Origin of the sequence: Caballeronia udeis, assembly GCF_001544555.2 — a bacterium.
In the GTDB taxonomy this organism is placed as follows: domain Bacteria; phylum Pseudomonadota; class Gammaproteobacteria; order Burkholderiales; family Burkholderiaceae; genus Caballeronia; species Caballeronia udeis.
Genome location: NZ_FCOK02000004.1, coordinates 81,873 through 108,076, shown reverse-complemented (window position 1 = coordinate 108,076; position 26,204 = coordinate 81,873). Strand labels below are relative to the sequence as shown.

Genomic DNA, 26,204 nt, shown 5'->3' with positions numbered 1-26,204 from the left:
CTACCCGGTGGCCCGTTTCAACCGCTAAAGCCTGCTTTAGAACTTGTGGCGAATACCCACGCGTGCAGCGATCTGCTCGTTCGTGCCTTTGCCCGACGACGTTCCGAAGAAGCTCGTGCTCGAACCGATCTCCGCCTGCACCGGGGTGCCGCCATTCGAACCCGACGCGTGCTGATAGATACCCAGCACGTAGACATCGGTACGCTTGCTCAGCGCATAGTCCACGCTCGCGTCGACCTGTTGCCACTTGCCTTGCGCCGCATCGGTCAGCTTCATGTACGTGTAGCCGAGGCCGCCGGTAAGAGCCGGCGTGAACGCATACTTGCCGCCGATTTCATACGCGTTGAACTTCGACGTTGCGCCCGTGATTGATTCGAAACGCGTATTGGTCCAGAGGCCGAACACCGTAGCGGCCGCAAACTTGTAGCTGGCGCCAACGCCGAACGTGCGCAGGTCCTTCGAGCCGCCCGTCGCAACGTTGGCAATGCTCGTGCTGAATGCCGGCGTGGACGAGCCCGGGAAGTGAATGTCCGTGTAAGCCGCGCCGATGCCGAACGGGCCGCCGGCGTAGTTCACGCCGAAGCTGTAAGCGCGCGACGAACCTTGCGTCGTGACGCCCGCGGTCGTCGTGGTGGGCGAACCCGAGAACGCGCCAGCCTGGTTCGAGAAGCCGTACAACCCGCCAAACGTCACGCCGTGGAAGTTGGCGCTGCTGAACTTGATCGAGTTGTTGATACGGCTTGACGTGAGCTGGTCAACGTCGTTGATGTGGTACGCGTAGTTACCGGCAACCGTCTGGCCGCCGATGGAATACGAACCGCCGAGGTAGTCGGTCGAGAACGTGTATTGCCGGCCAAGGGTCACCGAGCCGATATCCGACTTCGAAATTCCCACGAACGCTTGCCGGCCGAATTCCGCGCCGCCCTGGCCGAGCGTGCCGTTGCCGCTGTTGAAGCCGCTCTCCAACGTGAAGATCGCCTTCAGGCCGCCGCCCAGGTCTTCTGAGCCGCGCAGGCCCCAACGGCTGCCTTGCGCCACGCCGTCGTCATACTTGAACAGCTTGCCGCTGCCGGTCGTGCCGACGGCGCTGTGGTTGACATAGCTGATACCGGCGTCAATGAGGCCGTAGAGGGTAACGCTGCTTTGAGCTTGAGCGGATGTAGCCGATGCGGCGAATGCCGCCATTGCAGCAGTGGCGAGCAGTGTTTGACGGTTCAAAACGTTCTCCCTAAGCGTGGGTGTGAGTAAGTAATGCAAATGCGCTGCAAGCAAGTGACGCGCGGCATCGGACTCTGACGGTCTGTAGCTCGCGACGGGCGGACTTTAGCGAAAGCGTATGTAAGGTATATGACAGTTGTTTTTAAGCGACGGCTACAGAAAAAATACTTCTTGTAAGCGTCGCTAAGGGTTAGTGGGCACTAAATAAGATGACGAATTGACCCATGCAAACGGGTTCGCTGGCGGATGTGAACAGATATCTGGCCGGGCCTCAGCAAGTGTTTTCGCGAGCCGCTGCGCTATGCTGGCGGCTCATCTTCAAGCCAGGGACGAAGCGATGACCGAGAGCGTGATAGCGGGGCTGGAAGCGCAGTTGCGGGAGGCGATGCTGGCATCCGATGTGGGGGTTCTTGACAATCTGCTTGCCGACGACCTGACGTTCGTCGATGCAACAGGCAAGGTGTGGAGCAAGGCCGACGACCTGAACGCGCATCGCTACGGGATACAGCGGATCGAACGGCTGGAGATCAAGGAGCAGACAGTGCGTATGTATGACAAGAGCGCGGTGACGCTCACGAATGCGGTGCTGAGCGGACAGTTCGGCGGCATGCCGCTCTCGGCGAACCTTCGCTATACGCGCATGTGGGTGGAGACGGAAAGCGGCTGGCGGATCGCCGCCGCCCACTGCAGCGTGCTAGCTTTTTGAGGACGGCCCGGCGCTTGGCTGTGCAGCATTTGGTTTCGCCGGTTGCTGTTGCGCGGCCACCGGAATGGCAGCGCTTGCAGGCTGAGACCCGATGGCCTGAGACCCGATGGCCTGAGACCCGGCGGCCTCCGGGATCACTGAGCTTGCCGGTTGCGACTCATCCACGGCGGTGCGCCCGCCGTCCGCGAAGAACGCTTGTTCGGCAGCCTTGTTCAATACCAGGATGCTGATGCGCCGGTTGGTCGGTTCATCGGCGACAGCCTTGTTGAGCGGCAATACATCGGCGAGTCCGCGGACTTGCAGGACCTTGCCTTCGTTCATGCCGCCTGCAATCAACGCGCGGCGTGCAGCGTTCGCGCGTTCGCTCGACAACTCCCAGTTCGAATAACCGGCCTCGCCGCCCGAGTACGGCACGGCGTCCGTGTGCCCGGCAATCGACACACGATTGTCCACGTCATTGAGCGAGGCGCCGATCTGCGAGAGGATGTTCACCACATATGCTTCCAGCTTCGCACTGCCTGACGGGAACATGGGCCGCTTGAGTGAGTCCACGATCTCGATGCGCAATCCTTCACTCGTGATGTCGATACGAATCTGATCCTTGTACGCGGCCAGTGCGGGCGTGTGGTCGATCAACGCGCTGAGCTTCTGCTTGAGCTGCTGCAAGCGCTGCGAGTCGTCTTGCGCAGTCGCGGCAGTCGCGGCAGCGCGCACGGGCGTCTTCGGCAATGGCTGGGGCTGGCTCTTGGTGGCCTCGCCCGGACGGGAGCTGGAAAGATCGCGGCCACCGCCGTCAATCACGCTCGTGCGTGCGGCGCCGCTGCCGTCCTTGCCGCCGAAGACCGTCGCAAGCGGGGTGTTGAAATAGTCCTCAATACCCTGCTTGTCGTATTTGGAGGTCGAGCCGAGCAGCCACATCAGCAGGAAGAACGCCATCATGGCCGTCACGAAATCCGCGTAGGCAATCTTCCACGCGCCGCCATGATGGCCGCCGTGTCCGGATTTCCTCCTGCGCCGCACGACTACGGTTGGCGACAGGACGGACTGCATGGGGTCGCGAGAGGAGTTGTCAGCCATGAGTGAAACCCCTGGTGATCTGCTGCTTGAGGTGCGTGAAATACACGAGTTGCATGATCCGGGCCGGTTGCGAGAGGCTCGTCACGCTGCCTTCGGTTGCTTGGTGGCGCGGACGGCGTCGTCGAGTTCCTTGAAGGTCGGACGATCCGCGGTGAACAGCACCTTGCGCCCGAACTCGACAGCAATAGCCGGTGCATAGCCGTTCATCGACGCGAGCAGTACGGACTTCACGCACTGGAACGGCTTGGCTTCAGCCTGTCCTTTCGCAGTCAGCAGGTCGGCGAGCGGTCCAAAGAAACCATACGAGAGCAGGATGCCGAGGAAGGTGCCGACCAGTGCGCCTGCGATCATCTCGCCGAGTATCGCGGGCGCGGCGCCCACCGAGCCCATGGTATGCACGACACCCATCACGGCCGCGACAATACCGAATGCGGGCAGGCCGTCGGCCATCTTCTGGATTGCACCGGCTACCAGCGATGTTTCCGCGTGATGCGTCTCGAGTTCTTCGTCCATCAGGTCCTGCATCTCGAGCGCGTTGATGTTGCCGCTCGACATCATGCGCAAGTAGTCGACAATAAATTCCAGCAGATGATGATCGTGCAGCACGTGTTCGTACTTCTTGAATGTCGCGCTGCTCTCAGGCGCTTCCACATCCGCTTCGAGCGCCATCATGCCTTCCTTGCGCGCCTTCTGAAGCAGCTCGTAAAGCAGCGCGATGAGTTGCACATACTTTTCCTTCGAGTATTTGCTGGCCTTGAATGCGCTCGGGAGGACCTCGATGGTTTTCTTCAGTGTTGTGAGCGGATTGGATACGACGAACGCACCGATTGCCGCGCCAAAGATGCACAGCAATTCGAAGGGCTGGAACAGCGCCAGCAGATGGCCGCCTACACCCAAAAAACTCCCGATCACCGACCCGATGACCACGACCCAGCCTATAACGACGAACATGGTCTCTCCGCTTGATTTTTTCAGCGCTTCCTTTGAATGAAGCTGTCCAAGACTTTAACGGCAATCAGACCCGCAGATTTAGGGTGGAGCGAAGGTATCTTTTCTCCCGATCGTCGATAAGCCGCGCGGCGCGAGGGTTCAAAACAACTTTGTTATTGAATCTTCAGATGATTGCACGTGAAAAAAATGACCTGATGCGCCTCGATTCATTGTTCCCGGCACTTTCCGCAGATCGGTGAATTGAACTCGAAAACAATCACTGTTCGCTCCATTGAATCGATTGGTGAAACCGTAAAGTCTCGCCACGGGAAAGGGCCCGGCACATTACGGAGAGGGTGCAGTGAACACTGTCTTGAGGGCGGCAACCGCCGCAACGATTGCGACGCTTGCAATGGGCGTTGTCCACGCGCAGGAAGTTTATGTACAGGGCGGCACGCTGGGCGCGGGTATAGGTGCGGCGTATCCCTTCAACTCGTGGGCGGGCGTGCATGCGGAGGTGGAGGGTTTCGGGCTGTCGCATTCGTTCAACGTCAGCGGCAGCCAATACGACGGCCACCTGAGCCTGAAGCAAGGAGGGCTCTACCTTGACCTGTTCCCGTTTTCCAGCAGCGGCTTTCGCGTGACGGGCGGCGCGTTGTTCAACGGCGACGAACTCACCGCGCATGCGGTGCCCAACGCCGACGGCAACTACAAGATCGGCAATGATTACGTGCCGGCCATTGGCGCCGCGCCATCAGCCACTGCGCGTTTTCCGAGCGTGATGCCGTATCTCGGAGTCGGTTATGGCCACAAGCCGGTGTCGAAGGGATTTGGCTTTATGTGCGACCTCGGCGTGGCGTATGGCCGGCCCCACGTTTCGTATTTCGTGCCGGCGGTCTACAGCCAGTTGACGACGCAGGCGAATATCGACGAGGAGCAGCAGAACATCACCAATCAAGTGGGAAGTATCGCTGGTACCCGGTCGTGCAGTTGGGCGTGACTTACCGGTTCTGAATCATGGATTCCACGCTTGCAAGATTTGAACCTGTGTCGTGCGGAATATTCAGTCAATAAATAGTCAATAAGTAACAAGGGCGGACAGGGTGCGGAATGTTTTATGCGTACCCTGGCCTAACCTCCATTTACTACAGGCGAATCCCAGCGATGATTCAAACTTTCGAGCAAACCATCGACGGCCAGGCGGTTCAGTTCTGTGCAAGCATCGCGGACAGCGGCAGTCCGCAGCGCGTCATCATCAGCCGGGCGGATTCGGCGAAATCGCTGGTGATTGTCGAGGCGTCGGGGATCATCGGCGCGATCAAGGCCGAGGTCGAAGCGCCGGAGACGTTTGTCGCCGAAGCCGTGCGCAAGGCCCAGCAGGAAGGGCTCATCGAGCGCGCACTCGCAACGGGCGAAATCCTGACAACGAGCCTTTGACGCGCACCACGCTGCTCAGAAAAAATGCCCGCTTTCTAAAACAGGCGGGCATTTTTTTCTGCTGATCCGTGGTGTCGACATCAAAGACGCGGTGTACCGTTGTTCGGATCAGCAGGCACCAGAGGCGTTGAGGAATCCGGACCGTCGGGTGTGTCGGGATCGTCGTCCGGGGGCGGGGGAGCATCGGGATCTATCAGTTCGTCGGGATCGGGTTCAATCGGTATGTATGTCGGGTCGGGCGGCGGGGTGAACATGTCCAGCTCCTCATTTGCGGCCTGCGGACCGGGGGTTGCACAAGAAGTGCGTGTTATTGCGCACGCAACACGCGTTCCTGCATGGGCTGATCCCTTCAGCGGGCCTCAGTGCTGTGCCCCCTGCTGCATTTAACCGATACTGCCCCGGGCGCTCCAGCACCCTTTGCGCGCTTGCTTTCAACCACACGCCGCGCCATGAATGCAGCGAACAACAGCAACGCCACCGATACCCCCGCCGACGCCCTTACGCCCACCACGATCTGCGTGTTTTCCCCCGGCGCCGCGTGACTGACCAGCGCGCCGAACGCGGCGACGCCAATCGCGCCAGCGGATTGCCGCGCGGTGTTCAGCACCGCCGACGCCGTACCTGCCCGGTCAGGCGAGACCGTGCCCAATACCGCGGTTGTCATCGCGGGAACGGCGAGGCCCATGCCCGTCGGAATCAGCAGGAAAGGCAGCAGCAACGCCCACACAGGCGTGGATGCATTGACGAACAGGAGCGCGGCAAAACCGGTTGCATCGATCAATGCGCCAACGATCATCGGCAAGCGCGAGCCGTAGCGCGCGACCACTGCGCCGCTGGCAAGATTCGACAACAGGAACCCCCCGGTGAGAGGCAGGAACGCGAGCCCCGCTTCCAGCGGCGTATGGCCGAGCACGCGCTGCAAGTACAGGCTGAGCACGAACACCATGCCGTAATACGTGAGGTTCACGCAGATGCCGAACACGGTGGCCGAACTGAACGTGCGGTCGCGAAACAGCGCGGGCGGCAGCATGGGCGATGCTGCACGCCGCTCAACCAGCACGAGTCCGATGGCGGCGAGAAGCGCCACGGCAATGCCTCCGACCACTAGCGGATGCGTCAGGCCCAGCGGCCGGAGTTCGATCATCGCGCCCACGAAGGCGGTCAGCGCGATGGTCGCAAGCACCTGCCCGGGCAAGTCGATACCGCGTGCTTTTTGCGCTGGTTTCTTATGGGCGATCCATACATAGGTCGCCACGATCCCCGCCACGCACAACGGCACGTTGACCCAGAAAATGCTGCGCCAGCCCAACGCCGCGATCAGCAGGCCGCCTACGATCGGCCCCGCAGCAATCGATACCGCCCCCGCTGCCGTCCACAAGCTCACTGCGCGTGCCCGCAGGCCGTCGTCGTGGCCGCAGGCCTGGTTGAGGAGCACCAGCGAGTTGGGCAGCATGGCGGCCGCGCCTATGCCCTGCAACGCGCGTGCGGCGACGAGTTGACCCGCATCCATTGCAAAGCCGCAAGCGGCCGACGCCAGTCCGAACAGCATCAGGCCCGCAACGAACAAACGCCGCGCGCCGAAGCGGTCGCCGAGCACGCCCGCCGAGAGCATCAGCGCGGCGAACGCGAGCGCGTAGGCGTCGACGGTCCATTGCAGGCCCGCCACGCTTGCGTGCAGGTCGCGTCCGATACTCGCGAGCGCCACATTGACGATGGTGACATCGAGTTGAGAGACCACGAAACCCATGCTGGCCGTGGTGACGATCAGCGCCTGGCGTGTGCTCAGTCCGGCGCGTGAGGGGATAAGGTTCGAGTTCATGAAGACCAGCTTATCGACCCGAAACCTTCAACGTTTCCGTGGTTCGTGAAATATGGATGGTCGACGTTTTGCGGCCGTGCGCGCCCGGGCCAGTGTCATCGGCCGACGTCCAGACAACGCGTGTTGAAACGATCCTGTCCCGCCACGTGTCGGCACAAGCTGAGACTTCGCGAGACATATTGAAAGCATTTGTTACAGCCCCGCGGACGCAATTAAGAGTTTTCCGATGGATCAACCCGGTACCGCTCTTCAGAATTCGCGCGTTGAAAGCGGTCTCGTGGAGCGTCATGAGACCTTCTTGGGCGCCTTCAATGACGTCTTCCAAGGACGTCCCGAAGCCGCCGTTTACAGGCCACCGGTCCCGTCATCATGCGCATCGCAGTTCTTCAGTCCGATCCCCAGCACCGCTTCGTTATCGGCGGAATCATCGAACGGCTCAACCATGAATGCATTCCGTTCAGCGACGGTTTGTCGATGTCGAAATCGCTCTCCCGTTCCACGGTGGACATGCTGATTCTCGACTGGCATTCCACCGGCTTGTCCGGGCTCGACCTGCTGAAGTCGATGCGCTCGGGCATCGGCGAGCGCGTGCCCGTGATGTTCGCCTCGGTGGATGGCGGAGAGAGCAACGTGGTGCGTGCGCTAAGCGCGGGTGCCGACGATTACGTCACGCTACCCGTGCGTTCCGCCGAGTTCGGTGCACGCGTGGCAGCGCTGCTTCGGCGCGCCTATCCGGCGAAAACCGCCGCTGTGACGGAGCTGGGTCCGTATCGCTTCGATTCGCGCCAGCAAAGCGTCACCGTACGCGGGCGGCCCGTGCAACTGAGCGGCACGCAATTCCGGCTGGCGTTGCTGTTTTTCTCGAACATTGGACGGGTGTTGTCGCGCGATCATATTTTCGCAATGGTCTGGGGACGTGAGTTTCGCGAGTCCACCCGGACCATCGACAGTCATGTTTCGCGCCTGAGGCTTGCATTGACGATCGAGCCGGTCAATCACTTCCGCTTGCAGCCCGTGTACAAGAGCGGCTACAGGCTGCTGCATCTTTACGGAGACATAGCCGAGGAAGCGCGTTTGCAAGAGGGAGCCACGGCTTGATGCGTGCGTGAGGCATGACGCAAAAAAAGCCGTTGGATTTTTCGGTGGTCTCTTCAAATGGACCAGATAGTTAATTTGTCGATGTCCACCGAAAACCGGTGCGACGTACCGGTCTTCAGGCGGGTGTCGTCGCTGGGAATATCGAAGGCCACACCGCGGATTTTCAGCCTTGCATAGCGCTCTCCGCGCCGCAATTCAATACCGTCGACCGTACCCTCGAACGGACCTTCATCAGACAGCGTGATGGCGAGCGCAGGCAGCCGCCACATCACGGTTTGTCCAACGGGGAGCGCAGGGTTGCGTGCAATGTTCAGGCGCAACTCGCCGCCCAGTTCCACCCTGTCCGCTTCAATCAAGCGGCCTTGCCCCACGTTGTGAAGCCCGAGCAATTGCGCCACGCGCATTGAAGCGGGGCGCTCGAAGACCTCGCTCACCGGTCCCGCCTGAAGCACGCGGCCGTGTTCGATCAGCAATACTTCGTCGGCGAGCAGCGCGGCTTCATCGGGATCATGCGTGACGATCACCGTGACCGCCGATATCTCGCGCTGCAGCGCGCGCAACGATTGCTGCAGACGGCGGCGGCGAGGGGTATCGAGCGCGGCGAACGGTTCGTCGAAGAGCAGCAACTGGCTATGCTGCGTGAGTGCGCGAGCCAGTGCCACGCGCTGGCGCTGACCGAATGAAAGCTCACGCGGCAAGCGGCCAAGCAGCGTTGAAAGACCCAGTTGATCGACCCATTGCCGCGCACTTGCAGCATCAGCGCTTAGCGGAAACGCCAGTTGTTGCGCGACCGTCATATGCGGGAAAAGACCGTAGTCCTGCGGCATGTAACCGATCCTGCGCTCCTCGGGCGGCAGGGTGTCTAGCTGGCTTGGACCCAGCGTCACGGTAGCCGTATTCCCGGCTTCCAGCCCCGCGATCAGGCGCAGCGTCAGCGACTTGCCCGACCCCGACGTGCCGATGATCGCAAGACGCCGTGTCCGCGGCGCCCATTCAATGTCGAGATCGAAGCTGCCAAGACGCTTTTTCAACACGATGCTCAGGCGCCGGTCATCCTCATCCACTAACCGATGTGCAGGCGTGCTGTCGTCGGCGTCATCACCATTGACCAGTTCCGCGCCCAACGAAACACGGCCTTTGCGGCTGTAGATGGACAGCGCGGCACACGCGACCGCGATGGCAAGAGTCGGCAGCAGCAAGGGCATCATGGCTGGCAAGCCCTGGCCGCCGAACACGACATAGGTATAAACAGGCAGCGAATACGGGTGATAAGCGACCATCACGGTCGCGCCGAATTCACCGAATGCGCGCAGCCACGCCAGCGCCAGTCCGGCGCTGATTGCAGGCCATGCAACGGGCAGGGTGACGCGAAAGAAGCGGCTGCCGGCACGATGACCCAGCGTGGCGGCCACGTCCTCGAACACGGGATCGACGGCCGCGAACGCGGAGCGCGCGGCAATGATCAGGAAGGGCGCGGCGACGAACGTTTCAGCCAGCACGATGCCGGCGAACGAGTCGGTCAGCGCGCCGCCCGTCAGTTGTCCGACCCAGCTATACGGGCCGAGAAGAAACAGCAGCAGGACACCGCTCGTGAGCGGCGGCAAGGCCAGCGGCAATTGCACGACAAAACCGAGCAACGCCGCCTTGCGTGAATTCGACCGGGCGAGCAGATAGCCCAGCGGCACGCCGCCCAACAAGATGACAAACGCCGCGACGCTCGCGCTGCCCGCCGATACCGCTACGGCCGAGAGCGTGCTGGTCCAGTCGACCCCGTGCCAGTCCGCTGCGCCCACTTGCGGGATGCTCGCGAGAAAGGGCGCGCATAAATAGACTGCGAGCAGCGCGGCAAGCCACCGCAGCGGTCGCGCGGTGGTTCGTTTCATCGAGTCGCGTCGATCACGGCCTGAAGGGATGGCGGCATGGCCTGAGCGTTACCGGTGATCGCGGGTTTGATCACATCGACACCATGTTCCTTAAGCAGTTCGCGGCCCTTTTCGCTCAGCAGGAAGTCGACAAAGCGCGTGGCGCCCGCGGAGTTCGGGGCATCGCCAAGAATGGTCAGCGTGTAGCTTGCCTTGGCTTGCAATTCGGGCGCGGGACGAATGGACGGGATCTTCAGGTCCGAGGTCTCGGTTGAATAGAAGAAACCGGCGTCCAGCTGCCCGGATTGCAAACGCCCGACCAGTGTTTCTTCAGGCAGGACCTGATCGGGATTCTCGGCGTCGCCCAGCGTCTTCTCCACCAGATCCGGCTGGTTATAAAGAGCGGCGGCCTTCGTCACCATCTCGACCGTGAATGCGCCTTTCGGGTCCAGCTTGGGATCTGTCCGGCCAATGCGAATACCCGGTTCCTGCAGGACCTTGTCCCAGCGCTTTGTCTTGAAGTCGGCGGCGAATTTGCTGCGCGGGTTATAACCGATCATCAGCGGCGATTCGGCGAACGTGACGTACCACGCGACATGGTCACCGTTGGCTGCACCCATCAAGCTCGTATTCACCTTCGGGCTCGCGCTGATGAACACGTCCCCGCGACGCAGCTTGCCCTTGATCTCGTTGGCGATCTTGTTCGAACCCGCCGCGTAGCCCTGGAAATGCAGGCCGGTTTCCTTCTCGAAAGCGGGGCCGACACTGCGCTCCATCAAATTGACGAGCGACCCGGCATACAACACGTTTACGGCGTTTTCATCCGCCACGGCGGCGTGGCTCAAGAGCCCGCTAGCCATGACCGCAACCGATACCATCACCTTACGGATCATCTGATTCTCCACGTTGATAAAGGGCGTGATAAAGGGCGCTATATTACGCTCAGACTCAACTTGTTCGCTAACGCCATCGACATGTTTCGCCGGCTATTTGTCCCAAGCGGGCGGCGTGGTGCGGTTACACTTGTGGCCTGCCTGCCACGCAGGTAACCCGAGCAAAACGTGCGTCCTTGGATCCAGGCGATCCACGTCTTCGAAGGACGCCGCAACCGGAGATGAACATGCGAACAAGCGCCCGAAATCAATTTGTCGGTGAAGTGATTGAGCTCAAGCATGGCGCGGTCAATGACGAGATCCTGCTGCGCGCCAATGACGGCCTCGAGATCGTCGCGGTGATCACGCATGGCAGCGCGGCATCGCTAGGGCTGGCGGCCGGAAAGCCCGCATTCGCGCTGGTCAAGGCGTCGTCTGTGATCGTGATGGTCGATGTAGCGGATAGCCAGGTATCGGCCAGGAATTGCTTTGCCGGCACGGTATCGTCAGTGACCCCGGGCGCGGTCAACAGCGAAGTCGTTATTACGGTCGAGGGCGGCGCGCAGATTGCCGCTATTGTCACGAACGAAAGCGCGCAACGGCTCGCGCTCGCCAGCGGGAAAGCCGCAACGGCAATCTTCAAGGCGTCGAGCGTGATTGTCGGCGTGGACAACTAGTCCTCTTGCGAATCCGTGCAGCGCCAGTTCATCAGTTCAATGGAATGGTCCGCAGGGTACTGGCACTGTCAGCGGATTTCGGCCGGTCGATGACGTACAACAGGTGATGCACCGGGTCTATAGCCACGCCGCGTGCATCCTCGAAATCGTTTGCGATGACCGTAACCGATTCATCCGGGCTTATCCGGCACACGGCGGTCGAGTTGCATTTCGTATAGAGCGCGCCGTTTGAATCAATGCTCAGCAGGTCGGGTCCGTTGATCTTGATGACCGTCGTGTTCAAGCCGCCGGCCTGGGCATGATTGAGCAACCCGGACAGGCTCGTCTTCAGGATCATGTTGTCAGTCTGATCCGATATAAAAACGGCGTCGCCTTGTACGGCTACGCCAACGGGTTTCGCCAATCCCGTCAGCAAATTGTGTTCGGACGCGACGTGGGTTGAAACATCGTACGTGATCAGGCTGAGGCCACCCGTTGCCGGGCTGTTGCCGTTCTTGACGAACCAGGTCGAGAGTATTTTCCCCATACCAATGGCCGCAAGTCCCAGTCTTCGGCGTGCCGGATCGGGCCCTGACAGGATGGAGACGGACCTGTTCGCGTCAATGTCGAACACGGCGCCTGCCGTGCCGAATCCGAATCGTCCGACCAGCAGCGACCCGTCATCCGCCATGCTCACCTGGCTTAGCGCGTTCGCTTGTCCCGCGACCGGGGCAATAGAGGCAAAGGGTTTGAATGTCTTGCCGTCAGCCGATGAAAGCACGCTGTTGGTCTTGTCGTCAGTGATGAAGACCGCCCCGTCGGCGGGACGGATTGCAATGCCGTTGGCCCGTGCATCCAGGGAGATTCGCTGCGGCGTGCCGGCGATTTGTGTCGAACCGCAACCGGATAGCGCGATGACCGCAGCGGCCGTCAAGGCACCGGCTACTGTAAGCGCATGGCGCTTGAAACGCTGCGAGAACCGTTGAGAAAAGTGCGAGGAAAGCATCGTATTTTCCTTGGGCGCGGGGATCGAAGGCCACCAATATATCGCTTGGTGCCATCCTGGCGGGCACATGCGTGAATTTGTATGTTGCCTATTGCTTGCGCACTGACTCGCCGGCCGCGACAGCAGCGTAATATTCGCGTGGATATAATGCCGGACAAGCCATCTGAATCCGGCCCCTGGAGGATGAGAAATGAGTGAAGCCCACTCCCACGCAGTCGCGCTCGAAACCACGGCGAAAACCGTCCTGTCGCTTGAAGGGGATTTCCTGCGGCCGTTGACTATCGATCTTGCGGAATTCAGGGAGCAACCCAACGTCGTTGCCGATTCGTTCGATCTGCGTTGTTATACGACGAACCGGTTTATCCGCAGTGTCGACACGTATCGCGGGGTGTTGCTGAAAGACCTGATCCTGAAAGCCGGCCTGCGGCCGGAGCCGAAGGGCGAGTTCAAGCGCACGGTATTCATTGCGGTCGCGCACGATGGCTACGCGGTCACCTTCTCATGGCACGAGCTGTTCAATACGCCAGTCGGCGAGCGCGTGATCGTGGCGCATGAATGCGGAGGCCGCGCGCTCAGCAGCGAGGACGGCGTGCCCATTCTGTTTTCAGGCGCGGATATTCTTCCTGCCCCCCGTCATGTAAAACGGCTGGTGCGCATCGTGGCGCGGGTCCTGACTGTCTGATGGGTGGTCTGAAACCCGGTGCCTTCCGGAGCCCGGGGCGGCCAGGCGCTTCTTGCAATAGGGTTGGCGAGACACGGGCTTGACTGCCGGCTGCGCATGGCATACTGGTTTTGAGTTGATCCTTCGCGTGACGTCCGCGTTCGGCTAGACCCCAGCCATACCTCTGCGATATATCTGCTACCAGGCAATGACACACCTTCTCGCGACGCGCGCCGAGCTGCTGGCCGCCTCCGCCACCCCCCATTCTCCCGGCACCGCATTGTTCGCCACGCTGCTTGCCGCGCACGACGAACCTTCTTTGCTTGGATTGTCGCGGGAGCAAATCGCCGTGCTGTATGGCCGGCATTTCGGTGCAATGCGGCCGCCGGGCGTGAGTTTGCTTATCCGCTCAGAAGAGCAGGCAGGTTTCGTAAGTGCGCTTGAGACCTTCCTGCTGAGGCAAGCTCAAGCGAATGACGCGGCCGGCATGGTCGACGCGGACTGCCTCGCGTCGATCATCGCTCACGCATGCTTGCGGCCGGACCATCTATGGCGAGATCTCGGGTTGACCGGGCGTGACGACGTCACGAACATGCTCAACCGATATTTCCCGAATTCCTGGCGCGCGAGCTTGCGCTGTCGCTGGGGCAGGTCCCACAGCCCGCGCCGGGGTGCCCGGGCTGCGAGGATTTCGGCTATTGCTTCGGTGGTGCATCCGGCGGTGAATTCGGCGCTAAATCAAGAAGCCGCGCCTGAGCGCCGCGGCTTCCCGACGCACTGGTAATGGCGCCAATGCATGGGCCTGTCGGCCTCGTGTATGCTTTCGCGCATGGCCAAATCCGTGAAAGATCCAGCGACTTCCCTATCCCGTCAGCCCGAGGTGCGTTTTCGCATGCGCATTCGCCAGGCCGATGCCGTGGCAATCGGCCCCGGGAAAATTGACTTGCTCGAGGCGGTGCATGTGCATGGTTCGATCTCCGCCGCGGCACGCAGCCTCGGCATGTCGTACCGGCGCGCGTGGTTGCTTATCGACGAGCTGAACCGCACGCTCAAAGCGCCCGCAACGTCTTCGGAGACGGGTGGTTCGGCGGGCGGCGGTTGCGTGCTGACGCCGGTTGGCGAAAAGATCGTACGGCTTTATCGTGAGATTGAAGCGGAAGCGGCCAGGACCTGCGCGCCGCAGATTTCCGCACTGACCAGGCTTATGAAGCGCTGATCAGGGTGCATGCCGCGGCAAGCCCAAGGCGCAAGGGCTTAGCCGTGCCGCAGGCAGAAGCGGGAAGCCGGCGGCGTATTGCCGGACTTGCCAGATTGCTGCGACGCCCGGCCGAGCCGGGTCATCAATTCCACGAAGCTCGCCACGCTCGCGGTTCTTAGCGGGTGATAGTCGACCTGATGACGGTCGCATACGCGCTTGAGCAGATTCATGGAGTCGTGGTCAATACAGTCAACGGGAAACACCACAATATCCGCGCGCGGGAGCGCTGCGGCAAACATGCCCTTGCGGTCTTCTATGCCGCCATCGTGGACGACAAAATCGCCTCCCGCCGATTCGACCAGTTGCCTTAGCGCGGCGTTCGAACCGGGCCGGCCGCCTACATAAACCACGCGCTTGCCGCTCAGGCTGGTCAGGTCCTCAGCCTTTGAACCGGCTTCGCCGCCTTGTGCCACCAGCGCCTGTTCGAGCGCGTTGCATTCGGCCTGGACCACGTTGAGCGTGGCGATCGTATCGTCCAGGCGCTGGCTCAGGGTTTGCGCGTGGCGCTGCTCGTCGAGCGCGCGTTGCTCGGCGGTTTCCCGCCGGCTCGTGTGAATCGCGAGGCGTTCGTCGCGTGCAGCCAGTGCCTCGCGCAGCGCCTCGATTTCAGCCTCCAGGTTGGCCCCGGACGTATCTGGCCGACGCTCGGCCTTCGCGGACAATTCAGCCACTTGCGCGCTCAGTTGACGCAGTGACGCGTCGCGCTCCGTAGTCAGCTCGTGCTGTTTTTCTTGTTGCCGCTCGACCTTGTCCTTGAGCGCCGCGTTCTCTTCTTCGAGTGCAACCAGGCGGCGGATGTCAGCCCGGTTGGCCGCACCCACGAGATGGGACAGCATATGCAAGTCGCCGAACGCAGTCTGACGCACGCTCATGACGGCGTGCGGATGTGTCATCACCGCCCAGTAAGCCGGCGGAATATCGCCGCTCTTGAGCGCGTCTTTCCAGAGTCCCAGCAGGGCTTCCGGACCTTTCGCCACTTCAAAGCGGCGCACGGCGCCTGAGTAACGCGCATCCAGTGCCTTCTGCAGCGCCTTGGCGCCCGGGCCGCCCTCTATCGCGAGTTCCACCGCGGCATGATGAATTTCAAGGTCCGTCGCGTGCTGCCGGTCGAGATCCGTAAACTTGGGCACGAGTTTTCTAAGTTCGTTCGTGCTCAGGCACGTGCCGATGACGGAGCAATGCAAATGCGAATCCAGATCCGATAGCCGCGCCCGGCGGTGCGGACTGCGAAGCTGTGCTTCGGTAGGTGTGCAGCAAGCATCCGCCGTGCCGGCGGGAGTGGCTGAATAAGCGGCTCCATAAGCGCCCGCGGCGCTGGTCGATTCACCGGACGGGGTGCGAGCAAGGCGGAAGGGGGGAACGGATTGCACATTCACCTCGAATCGATCTGGATGTCAAACGGCTGAACAGGCAATGGTTCCCAGCCTGTTCGATGAACGGATATCGAAATATACCATTGAATATAACGGTACGAATTCGGGCAGGTATTCAACGAAATCAACATTGGCTTGCGCTGGTCCGTCAGGGGTTGCTGTCAGGCGGACACGCCGCTCCCCGCGCGTCCTCGATAGTGCCGCTCCAGCACATGCTCGACGCACAAGCCGACGAAGGTGGCGTCCAGGCGCTCGAGACCGCGCGCGACCTGTTGAAGGCCGGCGGTGCCGCTCCCGGGAGAGGCCTGGAATACCAGGTCGCGCTGTTGCTCGGCAGACCGCGCGGTTTCGATAGCAAACGTCAGGTCTTCGAGGCGGCCGAAGTCGAGCGCGCGCGCATGATCTTCAAGCGCAGACAAAAGGTCTCCGAGTGATTGGGCGGTTGTGGATTCGAGAGAGCGGGCATTGCCGCGGATGTCCTCCAGCATCAGGACAAAACGGGCGACGCTCGCGCGCAGGTTCCGGAATGCATCGACTACTTCCCTGATCGCTTCTGTACGCTCGGGGTTGCGCGCCGAGTTGAGCGGCGTGATCGCAACCGACAGGTCGTGGCGTAGCGGGGCGCAAGCGCGGGGTGTCGATGCCTGTTGCCCGGACATGGGGAAATCCTCGAGATGCATGATTGAACCGGTTTCCTTGCGCCGGGAGCGTGAGAGACCGACAGCAGACGAATAGTACCGTGATATTCTACAGAATATAACGGGTGCGGATTTTTTGTCTTGGGCGTTAGCGGGTGTCAGGCGGCGCCTTGCCGGTTTTCAGACCGTGGAGCGTACCCGGTGGGCTGTTTTATGCTCTGGCGGCAACGCGCCGGGCAAGGGAAACGGAGCCAGGACAGGCTCATTTTTCCGGCTGGCGGATCAGGAGGGGCCAGGGGTATTGGCAGGGTCTAAAACTGCGGCGGCTGCGGCCTGTTCCCATGAGAACAGGCCGCAGCCGCCGAGAGTAAAACTTCATTCAGAACATTCAGAATGTTGGCAACACGGGCCGGGTTTCGATGGAACGCTTGATCAATGCTTCCACCGCGAGACGTTCGTCGCCCGCAAGCGGCAAGCGCGGCGGCCGGACCGGCTCGGTGCCCAGACCGACCATTGCCTCGGCCAGCTTGATGTTCTGCACCAGCTTCGCCGAGACGTCGAGCGCAAGCAGCGGGGCGAACCAGCGGTAGATCGTCCGCGCTTCTTCCAGGCGGCCCGCCTTGAGCAGCTTGAAGATCGCCACGGTCTCTTCGGGAAACGCGCAAACCAGCCCCGCAACCCAGCCGTGTGCGCCCATCAGGCAGGCTTCCATCGCGAGGTTGTCGACGCCGCAAAAGAGCGCGTAGCGATCGCCGACCGCGTTGATGAGATCCGTGAAGCGGCGAACATCGCCGGCCGATTCCTTGATCGCGACGAGCTTTTTTTCATCGGCGAGTTCGGCGAACATGTCTGGCGTCACGTCAACGCCATACGCGAGCGGGTTGTTGTAGACCATGATCGGCAACGGACTCGCGCTCGCGACCACGCGGAAGTGGTTGAGCGTTTCGCGCCGGTCTGACAAATAACGCAAACCCGGCAGCACCATATAACCGGCCGCGCCGTGCTTGACGCCCAGTTCGGCCTGGCGGCAGCCGTCGAGGGTGCTGTTTTCAGCAATGGTCAGCAGCACCGGCACGCGTCCCTGCGCTGCATCAACCGCGATATCCAGCACATCCAGCTTCTCGTCGAGCGAGAGCGTTGACGCCTCGCCAAGCGATCCGCAGACGATGATACCGTCCACGCCGGCCGCGATCTGCGCCTCGATATTCTTCTTCGTCCAGGCGCTGTCTATGCTGAAATCCGCATTGAACTTGGTCGTGACGGCGGGTATCACGCCTTCCCAGATATGCGCCATGGAGGCTCTCCTAAAAGTGATCGGTTGAGAGCAGTCTAAGCATTGCAGAAGAGGCCGTCTTGCATGTTGCGCGCAACTGCGATGCCGATTTCGGCACAACTTCAAAGCCTCAACTTTCCCAGGTGCCGGGCTTGCTCGTAGGGGAATCGGGCCTGCAGCCAGCATTATCCGAGGGCTCCGGGCTTCAACAAACTTGCTCCATCTATGCCGAAATCGGCATCAAATCCGTTGAGCGGCACCAAGACGGATCCAGTCCGAATTTCTACGATGTCAGCATGAAAATCCTACACTTCATCGATTCCCATACGGGCGGCGAACCCACCCGCCTCGTCACGTCGGGCGGACCCGATCTGGGCGGCGGCACCCTGGCCGAGCGCCTGGAAAACCTTCGCACGAAACATGACGACTGGCGGGCGGGCGCGGTCACCGAGCCACGCGGCTCGGACGTGATCGTGGGAGCGTTGTTGTGCGAGCCGGATGACCCCGGATGTGCGGCGGCCGTCATCTTCTTCAATAACGTGGGATATCTCGGCATGTGCGGCCACGGCACGATCGGGCTGATCGTGTCCCTTGCTTACCTGGGGAAGATACAACCGGGTTCGCACCGGGTCCAGACGCCGGCGGGTGTTGTCGAGGCCACCTTGCATCAGGACGGCAGCGTGAGTGTGCGTAATGTCCCGGCGTATCGATACCGGCAGGCGGTCAGCGTAAACGTCGACGGCTACGGGCCGCTGACAGGCGATATTGCCTGGGGCGGCAACTGGTTCTTTCTCGTGGCCGATCATGGCCAGGATCTGCTCGTAAAGAACCTGGCCCGGCTAACGGCGTTCACAGACGCCATTCGTGACGCATTGCAGAGGCAAGGTATTACGGGCGCGGACGGTGCGATGATCGACCACATCGAATTGTTCGCGGACTCGCCGCGTGCAGGTATTGATAGCCGCAATTTCGTGCTGTGTCCCGGCAGCGCCTACGACCGTTCGCCGTGCGGTACAGGGACAAGCGCGAAGGTTGCGTGCCTCGCCGCCGACAACAAGCTGGCAGAAGGCGAGGTGTGGCGGCAGGAAAGCATCATTGGCAGCGTGTTCGAAGCGAGCTACCGGCGCTCCGGCGAACTAGCGGGCCAGGCGGTGATTCCGACCATCACCGGACACGCGCACATCATGGCCGAAGGCCGCCTTTGCTTCGACAGCACCGACCCGTTCGCCTGGGGTATTCCGGCCGCGTGAATGCCTGACCGGGCACTCACGCGGCGGCACGCGCCCGCCATTTCGTTCGTCCTCCGGCAGCGCTGGGCTTGCCTGTCGTCAACACCAATTTTGACGGGCGCTTCCCGCCTCTATAATCGGACACAGCGCGGTGCGCGCCCATGCATGCGGCCTACGCGGCATTGACGGCACCTGCGGATCCCGACGATGCCAGCGAGACGCGAATGACCACTACGACGGACAGTCCGGCGCATGCTGAGCATGAACACGCCGCCGCGCCGCCCGGCTTGCACGCTACGCTGCAAGCGCCTGCGGGTGCTGCGACGCTCGAGGCCATGCTGCAGCATTTCAGGCTGCTGGAACCGGTCTTCGACGCCATGCCTGATATCGTTTTCTTCGTGAAGGACGCGCAGGCGCGATATGCCCTGGTGAACCGTGCGCTGGCTTCGCGCTGCGGCTTGAAGGACAAGCTGGGGCTGCTCGGCAAGACCGCCGAAGAAGTTTTTCCGCAACGCTTTGGCCGCATTTATACCGCGCAGGACCAGTCGATCATCGCGCAGGGCAGCCCGATGATCGACCAGCTCGAATTGCATCTCTATCCGGCGCGCCAGCCGGGCTGGTGCATGACGTCCAAGCAGCCGCTCCACGATGCCCGCGGCGCGGTTGTCGGCCTGGCCGGCATCTCGCGCGACCTGCAGGCGGACGAAGGGACGCATCCGGCTTACAGCCGGCTCGCGGCTGTCGTCCAGCATATTCAAGCCAACTTTGTGCAGCCTCTGAACATGCCGCATCTGGCGGCCATGGCGAATATGTCGATTGCGCAGCTCGAGCGTTATTTCCACAAGGTGTTTCATCTGACACCGCGCCAGGTGCTGCTCAAGACGCGGCTGGATGCGGCCACCGCGCTGCTTGTCACGCACGAGAAAGTGACCGACGTAGCGGCATTGTGCGGCTATACCGACCACAGTGCGTTCACGCGGCAGTTCAAGGCGACCGTGGGCCTGACGCCAACCGAATATCGCGCGCTGCTGCGCAATCATCATGTGGCGGCACACCCTGCAACCCATGCCGCCGCAAAGCTTTCCATGTGATATCCGCGTCAATATCGCCGTCGATAAGTCTGAACTTTCAAACCGGCACGCCGAGGTAAAAACTTACCTGCGGCGCTGCACGTTCGCCCCTTTGCACAGAGCCGTTGGCAGCCCATTAGGGTTTGCGCAAACGCATGCGTGCCGGGGTTTTCGCCGTGGTTCCTCATGCAGTTTCTGCGCTCGGTCTGGTTTTTGCTGCAAGCATGCTCGACAGGCGATGAGGCATACTGCGCCCGTTGAAATTTTTTAATCCGCGCGACGTTCGACACCGGCGTGCGCGGCACATCACACGGTGCCGCATGGAGCTCATGCCATCGTGCCGCAAGGTCCGCAGTGAGTGAGACGCGAGAGCCGCGACGCGGTCGCCGGAATCCTGTTTGGGGCAGTTAGAAAAGACAATGATGAATGAAGTAGCGAGACTGGGACATGCCAGGATTGTGTTGATAGAAGATGACCTGGAGAGCCGCGAATCACTGCGAATGCTGCTGGAGGAGGAAGGCGCGGAAGTCGTTGCCGTGGCGGACGCCGAAGAGGGCGCCGAGACGGTCATCCGGGAGTTGCCCGACGCGGTCATCTGCGACATCGACCTGCCGATGATGGATGGTTTTTACCTGATCCAGCGCCTGCGTGACCATGAGATTCGAGGCAACCTGACGCCATCGATTGCCATTGCCCTCACCGGCCACGACGGAGACGAATACCGCTTGCGAAGCATCGGCGAAGGGTTCCAGCACTTCATGACCAAACCCGCGCATCCCGATGTGCTTGTGACACTGATCCAGCAGTCGCTTAGCACGCGCGTGCTGTCCTGAGCCGATCCGCCCGCCGCCGCCAACACGCGCCGGGCGGATGACGGTCTTATGACCGGTCGCGGTTGCGCGCGCGGGTGGCGCCGGTGATTACCGCTATACCCAGCAGGATCACATCGACAATCATGATGATGTGCTGAGACACGTGCATGGCGACCAGCGCCCATGACGCGCCGCCGATCAGGATCAGCCAGCCCAACAGATAAATAACCAGGGTCATTGAATTGTCCTTTTGTGTTGTTTTGGTCTGGAAAAGTGAAAAAGCCGCGAACGGCAACTCGCGTTAGATCATGGCACTCGCACAAAGCGGGCCTCCCCCCAGAATCCGGCGCTAATCCGAAGACAACCTCAGTGTGAATACGAACGCCCGTACGCGGGCTTGTTGTATTCTTGGCGCGGTCATGCCCGGACTTCAACCCTTACGGCCATCCCCCATGCTCATTGTTCACCACCTCAACAATTCCCGTTCGCAACGTGTGCTCTGGATGCTGGAAGAACTGGGCGTCAATTACGAAATCAAGCGCTATCAGCGTGATCCCGACACCATGCTCGCGCCGCCCGAGTTGCGCGCCGTGCATCCGCTGGGGAAGTCGCCGGTCATCACGGACGACGGCCAGACCATCGCCGAGTCGGGCGCGATCATCGAGTACCTGAACGAGCGTTATGGACAAGGGCGCTTCGCCCCTCCTCCCGGCATCACGCCGGAACGCCTTCGCTACAACTACTGGATGCACTACGCCGAAGGCTCGGCCATGCCGCCGCTGCTGCTGAAGCTGGTGGCGCTGCGCATTGCCAGCGCGCCCATGCCGTTTTTCGTCAAGCCTATCGCGCGCCGGATCGCCCAAACCATGCAGGACAGTTTCATCGACCCGCAATTGAAACTGCACTTCGGCTTCATAGAGAGCGAGCTGTCGAGGTCCGAATGGTTCGCCGGCGATTCCTTCAGCGCCGCCGACGTGCAAATGAGCTTCCCGCTCGAAGCCGGAACCCAGCGTGCGGGCGCGAGGGCGCTGCCTCACGTGGCGGCTTTCGTGAAGCGGATTCACGCGCGCCCGGCCTATCAGCGAGCATTGGAGCGCGGCGGAAAATACGATTTCGCGTACTGACCCGGAACGGCCGCGCGGCTTGCGTACAATGGCCGCTGGTTCCCGGAATCCTGCCTGAATCAAGGTCTTTCCGGTTTTTACACGCATTCACACGCACCTAGGCGCGAAGGCGAAGCATGGCTCGAATCGTCCCCGACGACTGGAAGAATATGGAAGCGACCGGCGCGGCCGTGCGTGAACTCGACACGCTCGCGCTGCTCGCAAAACTTCCCGACGAATACACCGTCTACCACGGTGTTCACTGGACCCGTATCAACGAAGGTTTTTCGGTGTTCGGCGAAGCGGATTTCGTGGTGGTCGCGCCGTCGGGCCGGGTGCTGGTCATTGAACAGAAGGCGGGGTTCCTGCGCGAGACTCCCGCGGGCCTGATGAAGGTCTACATGCAGAAGGAGCGCAACGTCGCCATCCAGCTGGCACGCACGCTCGAGAACCTGCACCGGCGTTTCACGGCTGCGTTCGGCGCAGGTACCTACCGGATTGAAGAGCTGCTGTATTGCCCCGACTACACGGTGAAGGACGCGTCCATTGCCGGCGTGCCTGAAGCGCGGATTGTCGATGCCAGCCGCAAGGCCAGGCTGCCGTCGGTCGTGCTGGACATCCTCCCGCCCAATGAGCCGCGTTTCGAAACCTCGGCGCGGATCCATCATTTTCTCGCCGACGAGCTTGCGCTCACGCCGGACACCAACGCGCTGGTCGGTCAGGCCGACATGCTCGTCACGCGGCTCTCGGGCGGCCTGGCCACGTGGGCACGCCGGCTCGAGTTCCAGCCGTTCAGGCTGCGCGTGATTGGCACGGCCGGCTCGGGCAAGACGCAACTGGCGGTACAGGTGATGCGCGACGCGGTGGCGAAGGGCCTCAGCGTGCTGTACGTGTGCTTCAACCGGCCGCTTGCGGATCACATCCGCCGGGTTGCGCCGACCGAAGCACGCATTGCCAATTATCACCAGCTCAGCGCAAGCGTGGCGCGCGATGCGGGCACCCCGCCCGACTTCAGCCAGCCGAACGCGTTCGCTACGCTGGAGGAGCAGTTCGCCAATGTGGAGATTGCGGAGAACTGGAAGTTCGACATACTGATTGTCGACGAAGGCCAGGATTTCCAGGCGGCCTGGGTGGACGCGCTGGCCCGTTTGCTGAAGCCGGACGGCGCGTGGTGGTGGCTCGAAGATCCCATGCAGAACCTGTATTTCCGCGACCCCGTGCCGTTGCCCGGCTGGACCACGTTGCGCGAGACCACAAACTATCGCAGTCCGCGCGACTTGCTCGCGTACATCCGGCGGATCGTCGGACGCGACGTGCGGCTTGATGCGGGCAGTCCGTTCGACGGTTCCGAAGTCAGTCTCTCCACCTACGAAAACGGCCACCCCGACGAAGTGATCGAGGCGACCAAGCGGGCCATTACCCAGGCGCTGGCGCTTGGCTACCGGAAGCAGGACATCGCCGTGTTGTCCTTTCGGGGGCGCGAGGGTTCGGTGCTGATGGCGGTCGACCAGCTCGGGCCACATCGCTTGCGCAGTTTCACCGGCCGTTACGATTTGTTCGGGAATCCGGAGTATCGGGAAGGCGACGTGCTGCTCGAATCGATCTACCGGTTCAAGGGACAGTCGGCGCCCTGCGTGATCCTGACTGAAGTCGATTTCGATACCTTTGACGAACAGGTCGCGCGCAAGTTCTTTGTCGGCGCAACGCGCGCCACCATGAAGCTGATCGTGGTGGCGTCCGAACGTGCGGCGCTCGCGTTCGACGAACAGCATTGACCGCGGCCATGACACTGCAGCGGATCTTGGGATTGCTGGCGGCTTCGCTGCTCGCCTTGTTGCCTCTTGCCGCGAGTGCGGCTCCGTTGGCGCTGGACGTGCAAGGCATGATCGGGCGCACCAACGACGCGGACCATACCGTGTATCACCTCAGCGAAGCCGACCTGCTGAAGCTTCCTGTCCACACGATCACGACCTCGACCACCTGGACGCCGAGATGCACCTTCGCCGGACCGTTGCTCGGGGACGTGCTGAAGCTGGTGGACGCACGCGCCGACAGCGTGGAACTGCGCACGATCGACGACTATTCGTACACGGTGAGCGCCAGGGAAGCCGAGCATTACGGCGCGATTCTCGCGTACAGCAAGGACGGTGTGCGTCTCACTGTCAGCAACTTTGGTCCGCTGTTCCTGGTCTATCCGCGCGACGCTTACCCGTCCGAGCTGAGTGGTTCGGTCGCCGAGGCCAAGTTCGTGTGGCAGATCAAAGCGCTGGTCGTGAAATGATGCGTGCGCTGTTCCGCCGTTTCAAGGTCGCCATGCTGGTTGCGGCAGCCATTGCGCCGCCGCTGGCGGGGGTCGGCTACGTGCTGTATTCCGTTCTGCTGGCGAACCAGACCACGCAGCAACTCACCATGCCGTACGACGGTTTCTACTGGGACGGTGCGCAATTCCAGATTGCGTACGGCCGCTTTGCGAACCAGGTGCTGCTGTATCGCAGCGGTATTGACGCCGATACCGACGAGATCCAGCTCCGGTACGAGGTGCTTGAATCGAAGCTCGCCATTGTCACCGCTTCCACCGCGATGCTCTCCGACAGAGGCACCCTGAGGAACCGCCAGCAGGAAATCCTGCGCCAGCTGGACGCGGCGCTCGGGTCCATCGAAACGGATGTCGAAGCATTGAGCCGGGAGCCCGGGCGCACGCTGAAGATCATTGGCGTATTGCGGCAGAACCAGGATGCAGTGAACGAGCTGGCAAACGGACGCCGCGTGGTCGACGTGGCGGAGCGTGATTACATTGCGCGCGATTTCGTTTCGAAGCGGCGCTACCTGTTCGGGGCGGGCATGCTGCTCGCGCTGCTCTCCATGGTCGCCACCGCCATGCTGCTGCTCAACGGCTACCGGCGTTCGAAGCTGATTCACCAGCAGCGCGCGGCGCTCGAAGCGCAGCATCAGGCAACCCGCGCTGCGCGCGAAGCATCGCAGGCGAAGGATGCGTTCCTCGGCATGATCAGCCATGAATTGCGCACGCCGCTGCATGCCATTGTGTCGTCGGTGGAATTACTCGAACTGAACCTGCATAGCGAAAGCGACCGCAAGATCATCCAGCGGCTCGAGACCGGTGCACGCCATCTCGAGGCACAGATGCGCGATCTGACCGACTTCGCGCGGCTCGGCGCCGGCAAGCTTGAATTGCGGCTGACCGTATTCGATCCAATGGAACTGCTTGACTCTATCGTGGACGCGAATACGCCGGCGGCGCTAGGGAAGGGCCTGGTATTGCGCGGGCAGTTCTCGGGCGAGGCGGGACTGGTGGAATCGGATCAGCACCGGCTGCGTCAGATCGTGACGAACCTGGTGACGAACGCTATCAAGTACACCGATTCCGGTTCTGTCGATGTCCGTTTCGAACGCTCGCTGGAACGGCTCGATATCTCTGTCATCGACACCGGTCCCGGGATTGCACGCGAACAGTTGCCGCTGATCTTCAAGGAATTCACGCAACTCGATTCATCGACCACACGGCGTTTCGACGGCGCCGGCATGGGACTCGCGGTCGTTCGCGGGCTGGTCGAGTTATTGGGCGGCGTGGTCAACGTGTCGAGCGACGTCGGCCGGGGCGCAGCGTTTCGCGTGAGTCTGCCCGCCGCGCCGGTGGCGCGAATGCCCGAGCGCGAGCGCGCGCCCGTGGACTTGCCGCCGTTGAAGAAAGCGCGCGTGCTGGTGATCGACGATCACGATTCCATTCGCGAGTCGCTGACTGAAATGCTGGCGCACCTGGGTTATGCAAGCGTGGCCATGCCCGACGTGGACAGCGCGCTCGCGTGGCTGGAGAACAATCAGGCCGACGTGATCCTTGCCGACCTGCACATGCCGGGCAAGGACGGCTACTCGTTCGTGAATGAATACCGGGCACGGCGGGCGGCGGGCGCGAGCTTGCCGGTGATCGCGGTCAGCGCTTATGCGCCGGATCTGGTCGACCCGAGCGCCGCCATCCTGTTCTTCGATTACCTGCTCAAACCGGTGCGCTATGAAGTGCTGAAAAGCGCATTGGCGCGGGCGTTATCGGCGACACGCCGGATACATTGAGCGGCGTGCGTGCCGTTGAT

26 protein-coding genes and 1 pseudogene are annotated in these 26,204 nt (G+C 61.6%); 15 read left to right on the top strand and 12 right to left on the bottom strand.

The features are described 5' to 3' along the window. Positions 1-36: 36 nt before the first annotated feature. A complete protein-coding gene (locus AWB69_RS04755) occupies positions 37-1,185 on the bottom strand; it encodes a porin (RefSeq protein ID WP_156528745.1) in 1,149 nt (382 codons plus the stop codon). Positions 1,186-1,555: 370 nt separating this feature from the next. Here AWB69_RS04755 and AWB69_RS04750 point away from each other — a divergent pair, with 370 nt between their 5' ends. Then, entirely contained in the window at positions 1,556-1,924 is a 369-nt protein-coding gene (locus AWB69_RS04750) for a nuclear transport factor 2 family protein (protein ID WP_062082947.1), read from the top strand. Here the strand turns inward: AWB69_RS04750 and motB are convergent. Both motB and motA read right to left on the bottom strand, forming a co-directional pair. Beyond that, entirely contained in the window at positions 1,913-3,001 is a 1,089-nt protein-coding gene (gene motB, locus AWB69_RS04745; RefSeq protein WP_062082693.1) for a flagellar motor protein MotB, read from the bottom strand. The two genes, AWB69_RS04750 and motB, sit on opposite strands and share 12 nt — an antisense overlap. An 81-nt stretch (positions 3,002-3,082) precedes the next feature. Further along, positions 3,083-3,952 carry a flagellar motor stator protein MotA gene (gene motA / locus AWB69_RS04740; RefSeq protein WP_062082691.1) on the bottom strand — a complete coding sequence of 290 codons (870 nt, stop codon included), beginning with the start codon at positions 3,950-3,952 and terminating at the stop codon, positions 3,083-3,085. Positions 3,953-4,292: 340 nt separating this feature from the next. Here motA and AWB69_RS04735 point away from each other — a divergent pair, with 340 nt between their 5' ends. Both AWB69_RS04735 and AWB69_RS04730 read left to right on the top strand, forming a co-directional pair. Beyond that, positions 4,293-4,931: a hypothetical protein gene (locus AWB69_RS04735; RefSeq protein ID WP_331712655.1), complete on the top strand. Its 639-nt coding sequence runs from the start codon at positions 4,293-4,295 to the stop codon at positions 4,929-4,931. A gap of 164 nt (positions 4,932-5,095) precedes the next feature. Further along, entirely contained in the window at positions 5,096-5,368 is a 273-nt protein-coding gene (locus AWB69_RS04730) for a hypothetical protein (RefSeq protein WP_062082689.1), read from the top strand. 80 nt (positions 5,369-5,448) lie between these two features. Here the strand turns inward: AWB69_RS04730 and AWB69_RS47465 are convergent, their stop codons facing one another. Next, positions 5,449-5,622: a hypothetical protein gene (locus AWB69_RS47465; protein WP_156528739.1), complete on the bottom strand. Its 174-nt coding sequence runs from the start codon at positions 5,620-5,622 to the stop codon at positions 5,449-5,451. 95 nt (positions 5,623-5,717) lie between these two features. Further along, positions 5,718-7,187 (bottom strand): MFS transporter, encoded by a 1,470-nt coding sequence (locus AWB69_RS04725; RefSeq protein WP_082913256.1) that lies wholly within the window; start codon positions 7,185-7,187, stop codon positions 5,718-5,720. Between the two features lie 369 nt (positions 7,188-7,556). Between AWB69_RS04725 and AWB69_RS04720 the strand changes: the two genes are divergently transcribed. Then, positions 7,557-8,285: a response regulator transcription factor gene (locus AWB69_RS04720; protein ID WP_062082687.1), complete on the top strand. Its 729-nt coding sequence runs from the start codon at positions 7,557-7,559 to the stop codon at positions 8,283-8,285. A 53-nt stretch (positions 8,286-8,338) separates the two neighbouring features. Here the strand turns inward: AWB69_RS04720 and AWB69_RS04715 are convergent, their stop codons facing one another. Both AWB69_RS04715 and AWB69_RS04710 read right to left on the bottom strand, forming a co-directional pair. Further along, positions 8,339-10,168 carry an ABC transporter ATP-binding protein/permease gene (locus AWB69_RS04715; RefSeq protein WP_062082684.1) on the bottom strand — a complete coding sequence of 610 codons (1,830 nt, stop codon included), beginning with the start codon at positions 10,166-10,168 and terminating at the stop codon, positions 8,339-8,341. Next, the gene (locus AWB69_RS04710) at positions 10,165-11,040 is read right to left on the bottom strand and encodes an extracellular solute-binding protein (protein WP_062082683.1); all 876 of its coding nucleotides are present in this window, start codon (positions 11,038-11,040) and stop codon (positions 10,165-10,167) included. Before AWB69_RS04710 ends, AWB69_RS04715 begins: the two co-directional genes overlap by 4 nt. A gap of 227 nt (positions 11,041-11,267) precedes the next feature. Here AWB69_RS04710 and AWB69_RS04705 point away from each other — a divergent pair, with 227 nt between their 5' ends. Next, a complete protein-coding gene (locus AWB69_RS04705) occupies positions 11,268-11,696 on the top strand; it encodes a TOBE domain-containing protein (RefSeq protein ID WP_062082682.1) in 429 nt (142 codons plus the stop codon). A 31-nt stretch (positions 11,697-11,727) separates the two neighbouring features. Here the strand turns inward: AWB69_RS04705 and AWB69_RS04700 are convergent, their stop codons facing one another. Then, the gene (locus AWB69_RS04700) at positions 11,728-12,681 is read right to left on the bottom strand and encodes an NHL repeat-containing protein (protein ID WP_062082681.1); all 954 of its coding nucleotides are present in this window, start codon (positions 12,679-12,681) and stop codon (positions 11,728-11,730) included. Between the two features lie 190 nt (positions 12,682-12,871). Between AWB69_RS04700 and AWB69_RS04695 the strand changes: the two genes are divergently transcribed. From AWB69_RS04695 to AWB69_RS04685, 3 genes and pseudogenes are all read left to right on the top strand, one after another. Continuing rightward, positions 12,872-13,363 carry a molybdopterin-dependent oxidoreductase gene (locus AWB69_RS04695; RefSeq protein WP_062082680.1) on the top strand — a complete coding sequence of 164 codons (492 nt, stop codon included), beginning with the start codon at positions 12,872-12,874 and terminating at the stop codon, positions 13,361-13,363. A 187-nt stretch (positions 13,364-13,550) separates the two neighbouring features. Continuing rightward, positions 13,551-14,098, top strand: a pseudogene (locus AWB69_RS04690) (nitrogen fixation protein NifQ). A 136-nt stretch (positions 14,099-14,234) separates the two neighbouring features. Further along, the gene (locus AWB69_RS04685) at positions 14,235-14,558 is read left to right on the top strand and encodes a winged helix-turn-helix domain-containing protein (protein WP_197500165.1); all 324 of its coding nucleotides are present in this window, start codon (positions 14,235-14,237) and stop codon (positions 14,556-14,558) included. Positions 14,559-14,596: 38 nt separating this feature from the next. On the opposite strand, the gene AWB69_RS04680 is transcribed toward AWB69_RS04685, so the two are convergent. From AWB69_RS04680 to AWB69_RS04670, 3 genes are all read right to left on the bottom strand, one after another. Beyond that, positions 14,597-15,970 carry a DUF2325 domain-containing protein gene (locus tag AWB69_RS04680; RefSeq protein WP_062082943.1) on the bottom strand — a complete coding sequence of 458 codons (1,374 nt, stop codon included), beginning with the start codon at positions 15,968-15,970 and terminating at the stop codon, positions 14,597-14,599. Positions 15,971-16,134: 164 nt separating this feature from the next. After that, positions 16,135-16,653 (bottom strand): hypothetical protein, encoded by a 519-nt coding sequence (locus tag AWB69_RS04675; RefSeq protein ID WP_062082678.1) that lies wholly within the window; start codon positions 16,651-16,653, stop codon positions 16,135-16,137. 346 nt (positions 16,654-16,999) lie between these two features. Beyond that, positions 17,000-17,905: a dihydrodipicolinate synthase family protein gene (locus tag AWB69_RS04670; RefSeq protein WP_062082676.1), complete on the bottom strand. Its 906-nt coding sequence runs from the start codon at positions 17,903-17,905 to the stop codon at positions 17,000-17,002. A gap of 275 nt (positions 17,906-18,180) precedes the next feature. On the opposite strand from AWB69_RS04670, the gene AWB69_RS04665 reads away from it, so the two are divergent. From AWB69_RS04665 to AWB69_RS04655, 3 genes are all read left to right on the top strand, one after another. Beyond that, entirely contained in the window at positions 18,181-19,134 is a 954-nt protein-coding gene (locus AWB69_RS04665) for a 4-hydroxyproline epimerase (RefSeq protein ID WP_062082941.1), read from the top strand. A 314-nt stretch (positions 19,135-19,448) separates the two neighbouring features. Beyond that, positions 19,449-20,204: an AraC family transcriptional regulator gene (locus AWB69_RS04660; protein WP_062082939.1), complete on the top strand. Its 756-nt coding sequence runs from the start codon at positions 19,449-19,451 to the stop codon at positions 20,202-20,204. 398 nt (positions 20,205-20,602) lie between these two features. After that, positions 20,603-21,016, top strand: coding sequence for a response regulator (locus tag AWB69_RS04655; protein WP_231936976.1), 414 nt, complete (start codon positions 20,603-20,605; stop codon positions 21,014-21,016). A 46-nt stretch (positions 21,017-21,062) separates the two neighbouring features. On the opposite strand, the gene AWB69_RS48580 is transcribed toward AWB69_RS04655, so the two are convergent. Further along, positions 21,063-21,233: a hypothetical protein gene (locus tag AWB69_RS48580; protein WP_197500164.1), complete on the bottom strand. Its 171-nt coding sequence runs from the start codon at positions 21,231-21,233 to the stop codon at positions 21,063-21,065. 214 nt (positions 21,234-21,447) lie between these two features. Here AWB69_RS48580 and AWB69_RS04650 point away from each other — a divergent pair, with 214 nt between their 5' ends. The 4 genes from AWB69_RS04650 (at position 21,448) to AWB69_RS04635 (ending at position 26,184) form a co-directional block, all read left to right on the top strand. Next, the gene (locus tag AWB69_RS04650) at positions 21,448-22,119 is read left to right on the top strand and encodes a glutathione S-transferase family protein (RefSeq protein ID WP_062082674.1); all 672 of its coding nucleotides are present in this window, start codon (positions 21,448-21,450) and stop codon (positions 22,117-22,119) included. 116 nt (positions 22,120-22,235) lie between these two features. Further along, positions 22,236-23,873 carry an ATP-binding domain-containing protein gene (locus AWB69_RS04645; RefSeq protein ID WP_062082672.1) on the top strand — a complete coding sequence of 546 codons (1,638 nt, stop codon included), beginning with the start codon at positions 22,236-22,238 and terminating at the stop codon, positions 23,871-23,873. An 8-nt stretch (positions 23,874-23,881) separates the two neighbouring features. Next, positions 23,882-24,379, top strand: a complete 498-nt coding sequence (locus AWB69_RS04640) for an oxidoreductase (protein WP_062082670.1) — start codon at positions 23,882-23,884, stop codon at positions 24,377-24,379. Further along, the gene (locus AWB69_RS04635; protein ID WP_062082667.1) at positions 24,379-26,184 is read left to right on the top strand and encodes an ATP-binding response regulator; all 1,806 of its coding nucleotides are present in this window, start codon (positions 24,379-24,381) and stop codon (positions 26,182-26,184) included. The genes AWB69_RS04640 and AWB69_RS04635 overlap by 1 nt, the downstream gene beginning before the upstream one ends. The last annotated feature ends 20 nt before the right edge of the window (positions 26,185-26,204 follow it).

What these genes read in the sequence shown, in the direction of transcription:
- AWB69_RS48580 (WP_197500164.1), bottom strand. Translation starts at nt 21,233, where the DNA reads ATGACCCTGGTTATTTATCTGTTGGGCTGGCTGATCCTGATCGGCGGC.
- AWB69_RS04655 (WP_231936976.1), top strand. Translation starts at nt 20,603, where the DNA reads ATGATGAATGAAGTAGCGAGACTGGGACATGCCAGGATTGTGTTGATA.
- AWB69_RS04640 (WP_062082670.1), top strand. Translation starts at nt 23,882, where the DNA reads ATGACACTGCAGCGGATCTTGGGATTGCTGGCGGCTTCGCTGCTCGCC.
- motB (WP_062082693.1), bottom strand. Translation starts at nt 3,001, where the DNA reads ATGGCTGACAACTCCTCTCGCGACCCCATGCAGTCCGTCCTGTCGCCA.
- AWB69_RS04635 (WP_062082667.1), top strand. Translation starts at nt 24,379, where the DNA reads ATGCGTGCGCTGTTCCGCCGTTTCAAGGTCGCCATGCTGGTTGCGGCA.
- AWB69_RS04645 (WP_062082672.1), top strand. Translation starts at nt 22,236, where the DNA reads ATGGCTCGAATCGTCCCCGACGACTGGAAGAATATGGAAGCGACCGGC.
- motA (WP_062082691.1), bottom strand. Translation starts at nt 3,952, where the DNA reads ATGTTCGTCGTTATAGGCTGGGTCGTGGTCATCGGGTCGGTGATCGGG.
- AWB69_RS04730 (WP_062082689.1), top strand. Translation starts at nt 5,096, where the DNA reads ATGATTCAAACTTTCGAGCAAACCATCGACGGCCAGGCGGTTCAGTTC.
- AWB69_RS04705 (WP_062082682.1), top strand. Translation starts at nt 11,268, where the DNA reads ATGCGAACAAGCGCCCGAAATCAATTTGTCGGTGAAGTGATTGAGCTC.
- AWB69_RS04685 (WP_197500165.1), top strand. Translation starts at nt 14,235, where the DNA reads ATGCGCATTCGCCAGGCCGATGCCGTGGCAATCGGCCCCGGGAAAATT.
- AWB69_RS04675 (WP_062082678.1), bottom strand. Translation starts at nt 16,653, where the DNA reads ATGCATCTCGAGGATTTCCCCATGTCCGGGCAACAGGCATCGACACCC.
- AWB69_RS04700 (WP_062082681.1), bottom strand. Translation starts at nt 12,681, where the DNA reads ATGCTTTCCTCGCACTTTTCTCAACGGTTCTCGCAGCGTTTCAAGCGC.
- AWB69_RS04710 (WP_062082683.1), bottom strand. Translation starts at nt 11,040, where the DNA reads ATGATCCGTAAGGTGATGGTATCGGTTGCGGTCATGGCTAGCGGGCTC.
- AWB69_RS47465 (WP_156528739.1), bottom strand. Translation starts at nt 5,622, where the DNA reads ATGTTCACCCCGCCGCCCGACCCGACATACATACCGATTGAACCCGAT.
- AWB69_RS04650 (WP_062082674.1), top strand. Translation starts at nt 21,448, where the DNA reads ATGCTCATTGTTCACCACCTCAACAATTCCCGTTCGCAACGTGTGCTC.
- AWB69_RS04750 (WP_062082947.1), top strand. Translation starts at nt 1,556, where the DNA reads ATGACCGAGAGCGTGATAGCGGGGCTGGAAGCGCAGTTGCGGGAGGCG.
- AWB69_RS04695 (WP_062082680.1), top strand. Translation starts at nt 12,872, where the DNA reads ATGAGTGAAGCCCACTCCCACGCAGTCGCGCTCGAAACCACGGCGAAA.
- AWB69_RS04720 (WP_062082687.1), top strand. Translation starts at nt 7,557, where the DNA reads ATGCGCATCGCAGTTCTTCAGTCCGATCCCCAGCACCGCTTCGTTATC.
- AWB69_RS04665 (WP_062082941.1), top strand. Translation starts at nt 18,181, where the DNA reads ATGAAAATCCTACACTTCATCGATTCCCATACGGGCGGCGAACCCACC.
- AWB69_RS04755 (WP_156528745.1), bottom strand. Translation starts at nt 1,185, where the DNA reads ATGGCGGCATTCGCCGCATCGGCTACATCCGCTCAAGCTCAAAGCAGC.
- AWB69_RS04715 (WP_062082684.1), bottom strand. Translation starts at nt 10,168, where the DNA reads ATGAAACGAACCACCGCGCGACCGCTGCGGTGGCTTGCCGCGCTGCTC.
- AWB69_RS04660 (WP_062082939.1), top strand. Translation starts at nt 19,449, where the DNA reads ATGCTGCAGCATTTCAGGCTGCTGGAACCGGTCTTCGACGCCATGCCT.
- AWB69_RS04725 (WP_082913256.1), bottom strand. Translation starts at nt 7,187, where the DNA reads ATGAACTCGAACCTTATCCCCTCACGCGCCGGACTGAGCACACGCCAG.
- AWB69_RS04670 (WP_062082676.1), bottom strand. Translation starts at nt 17,905, where the DNA reads ATGGCGCATATCTGGGAAGGCGTGATACCCGCCGTCACGACCAAGTTC.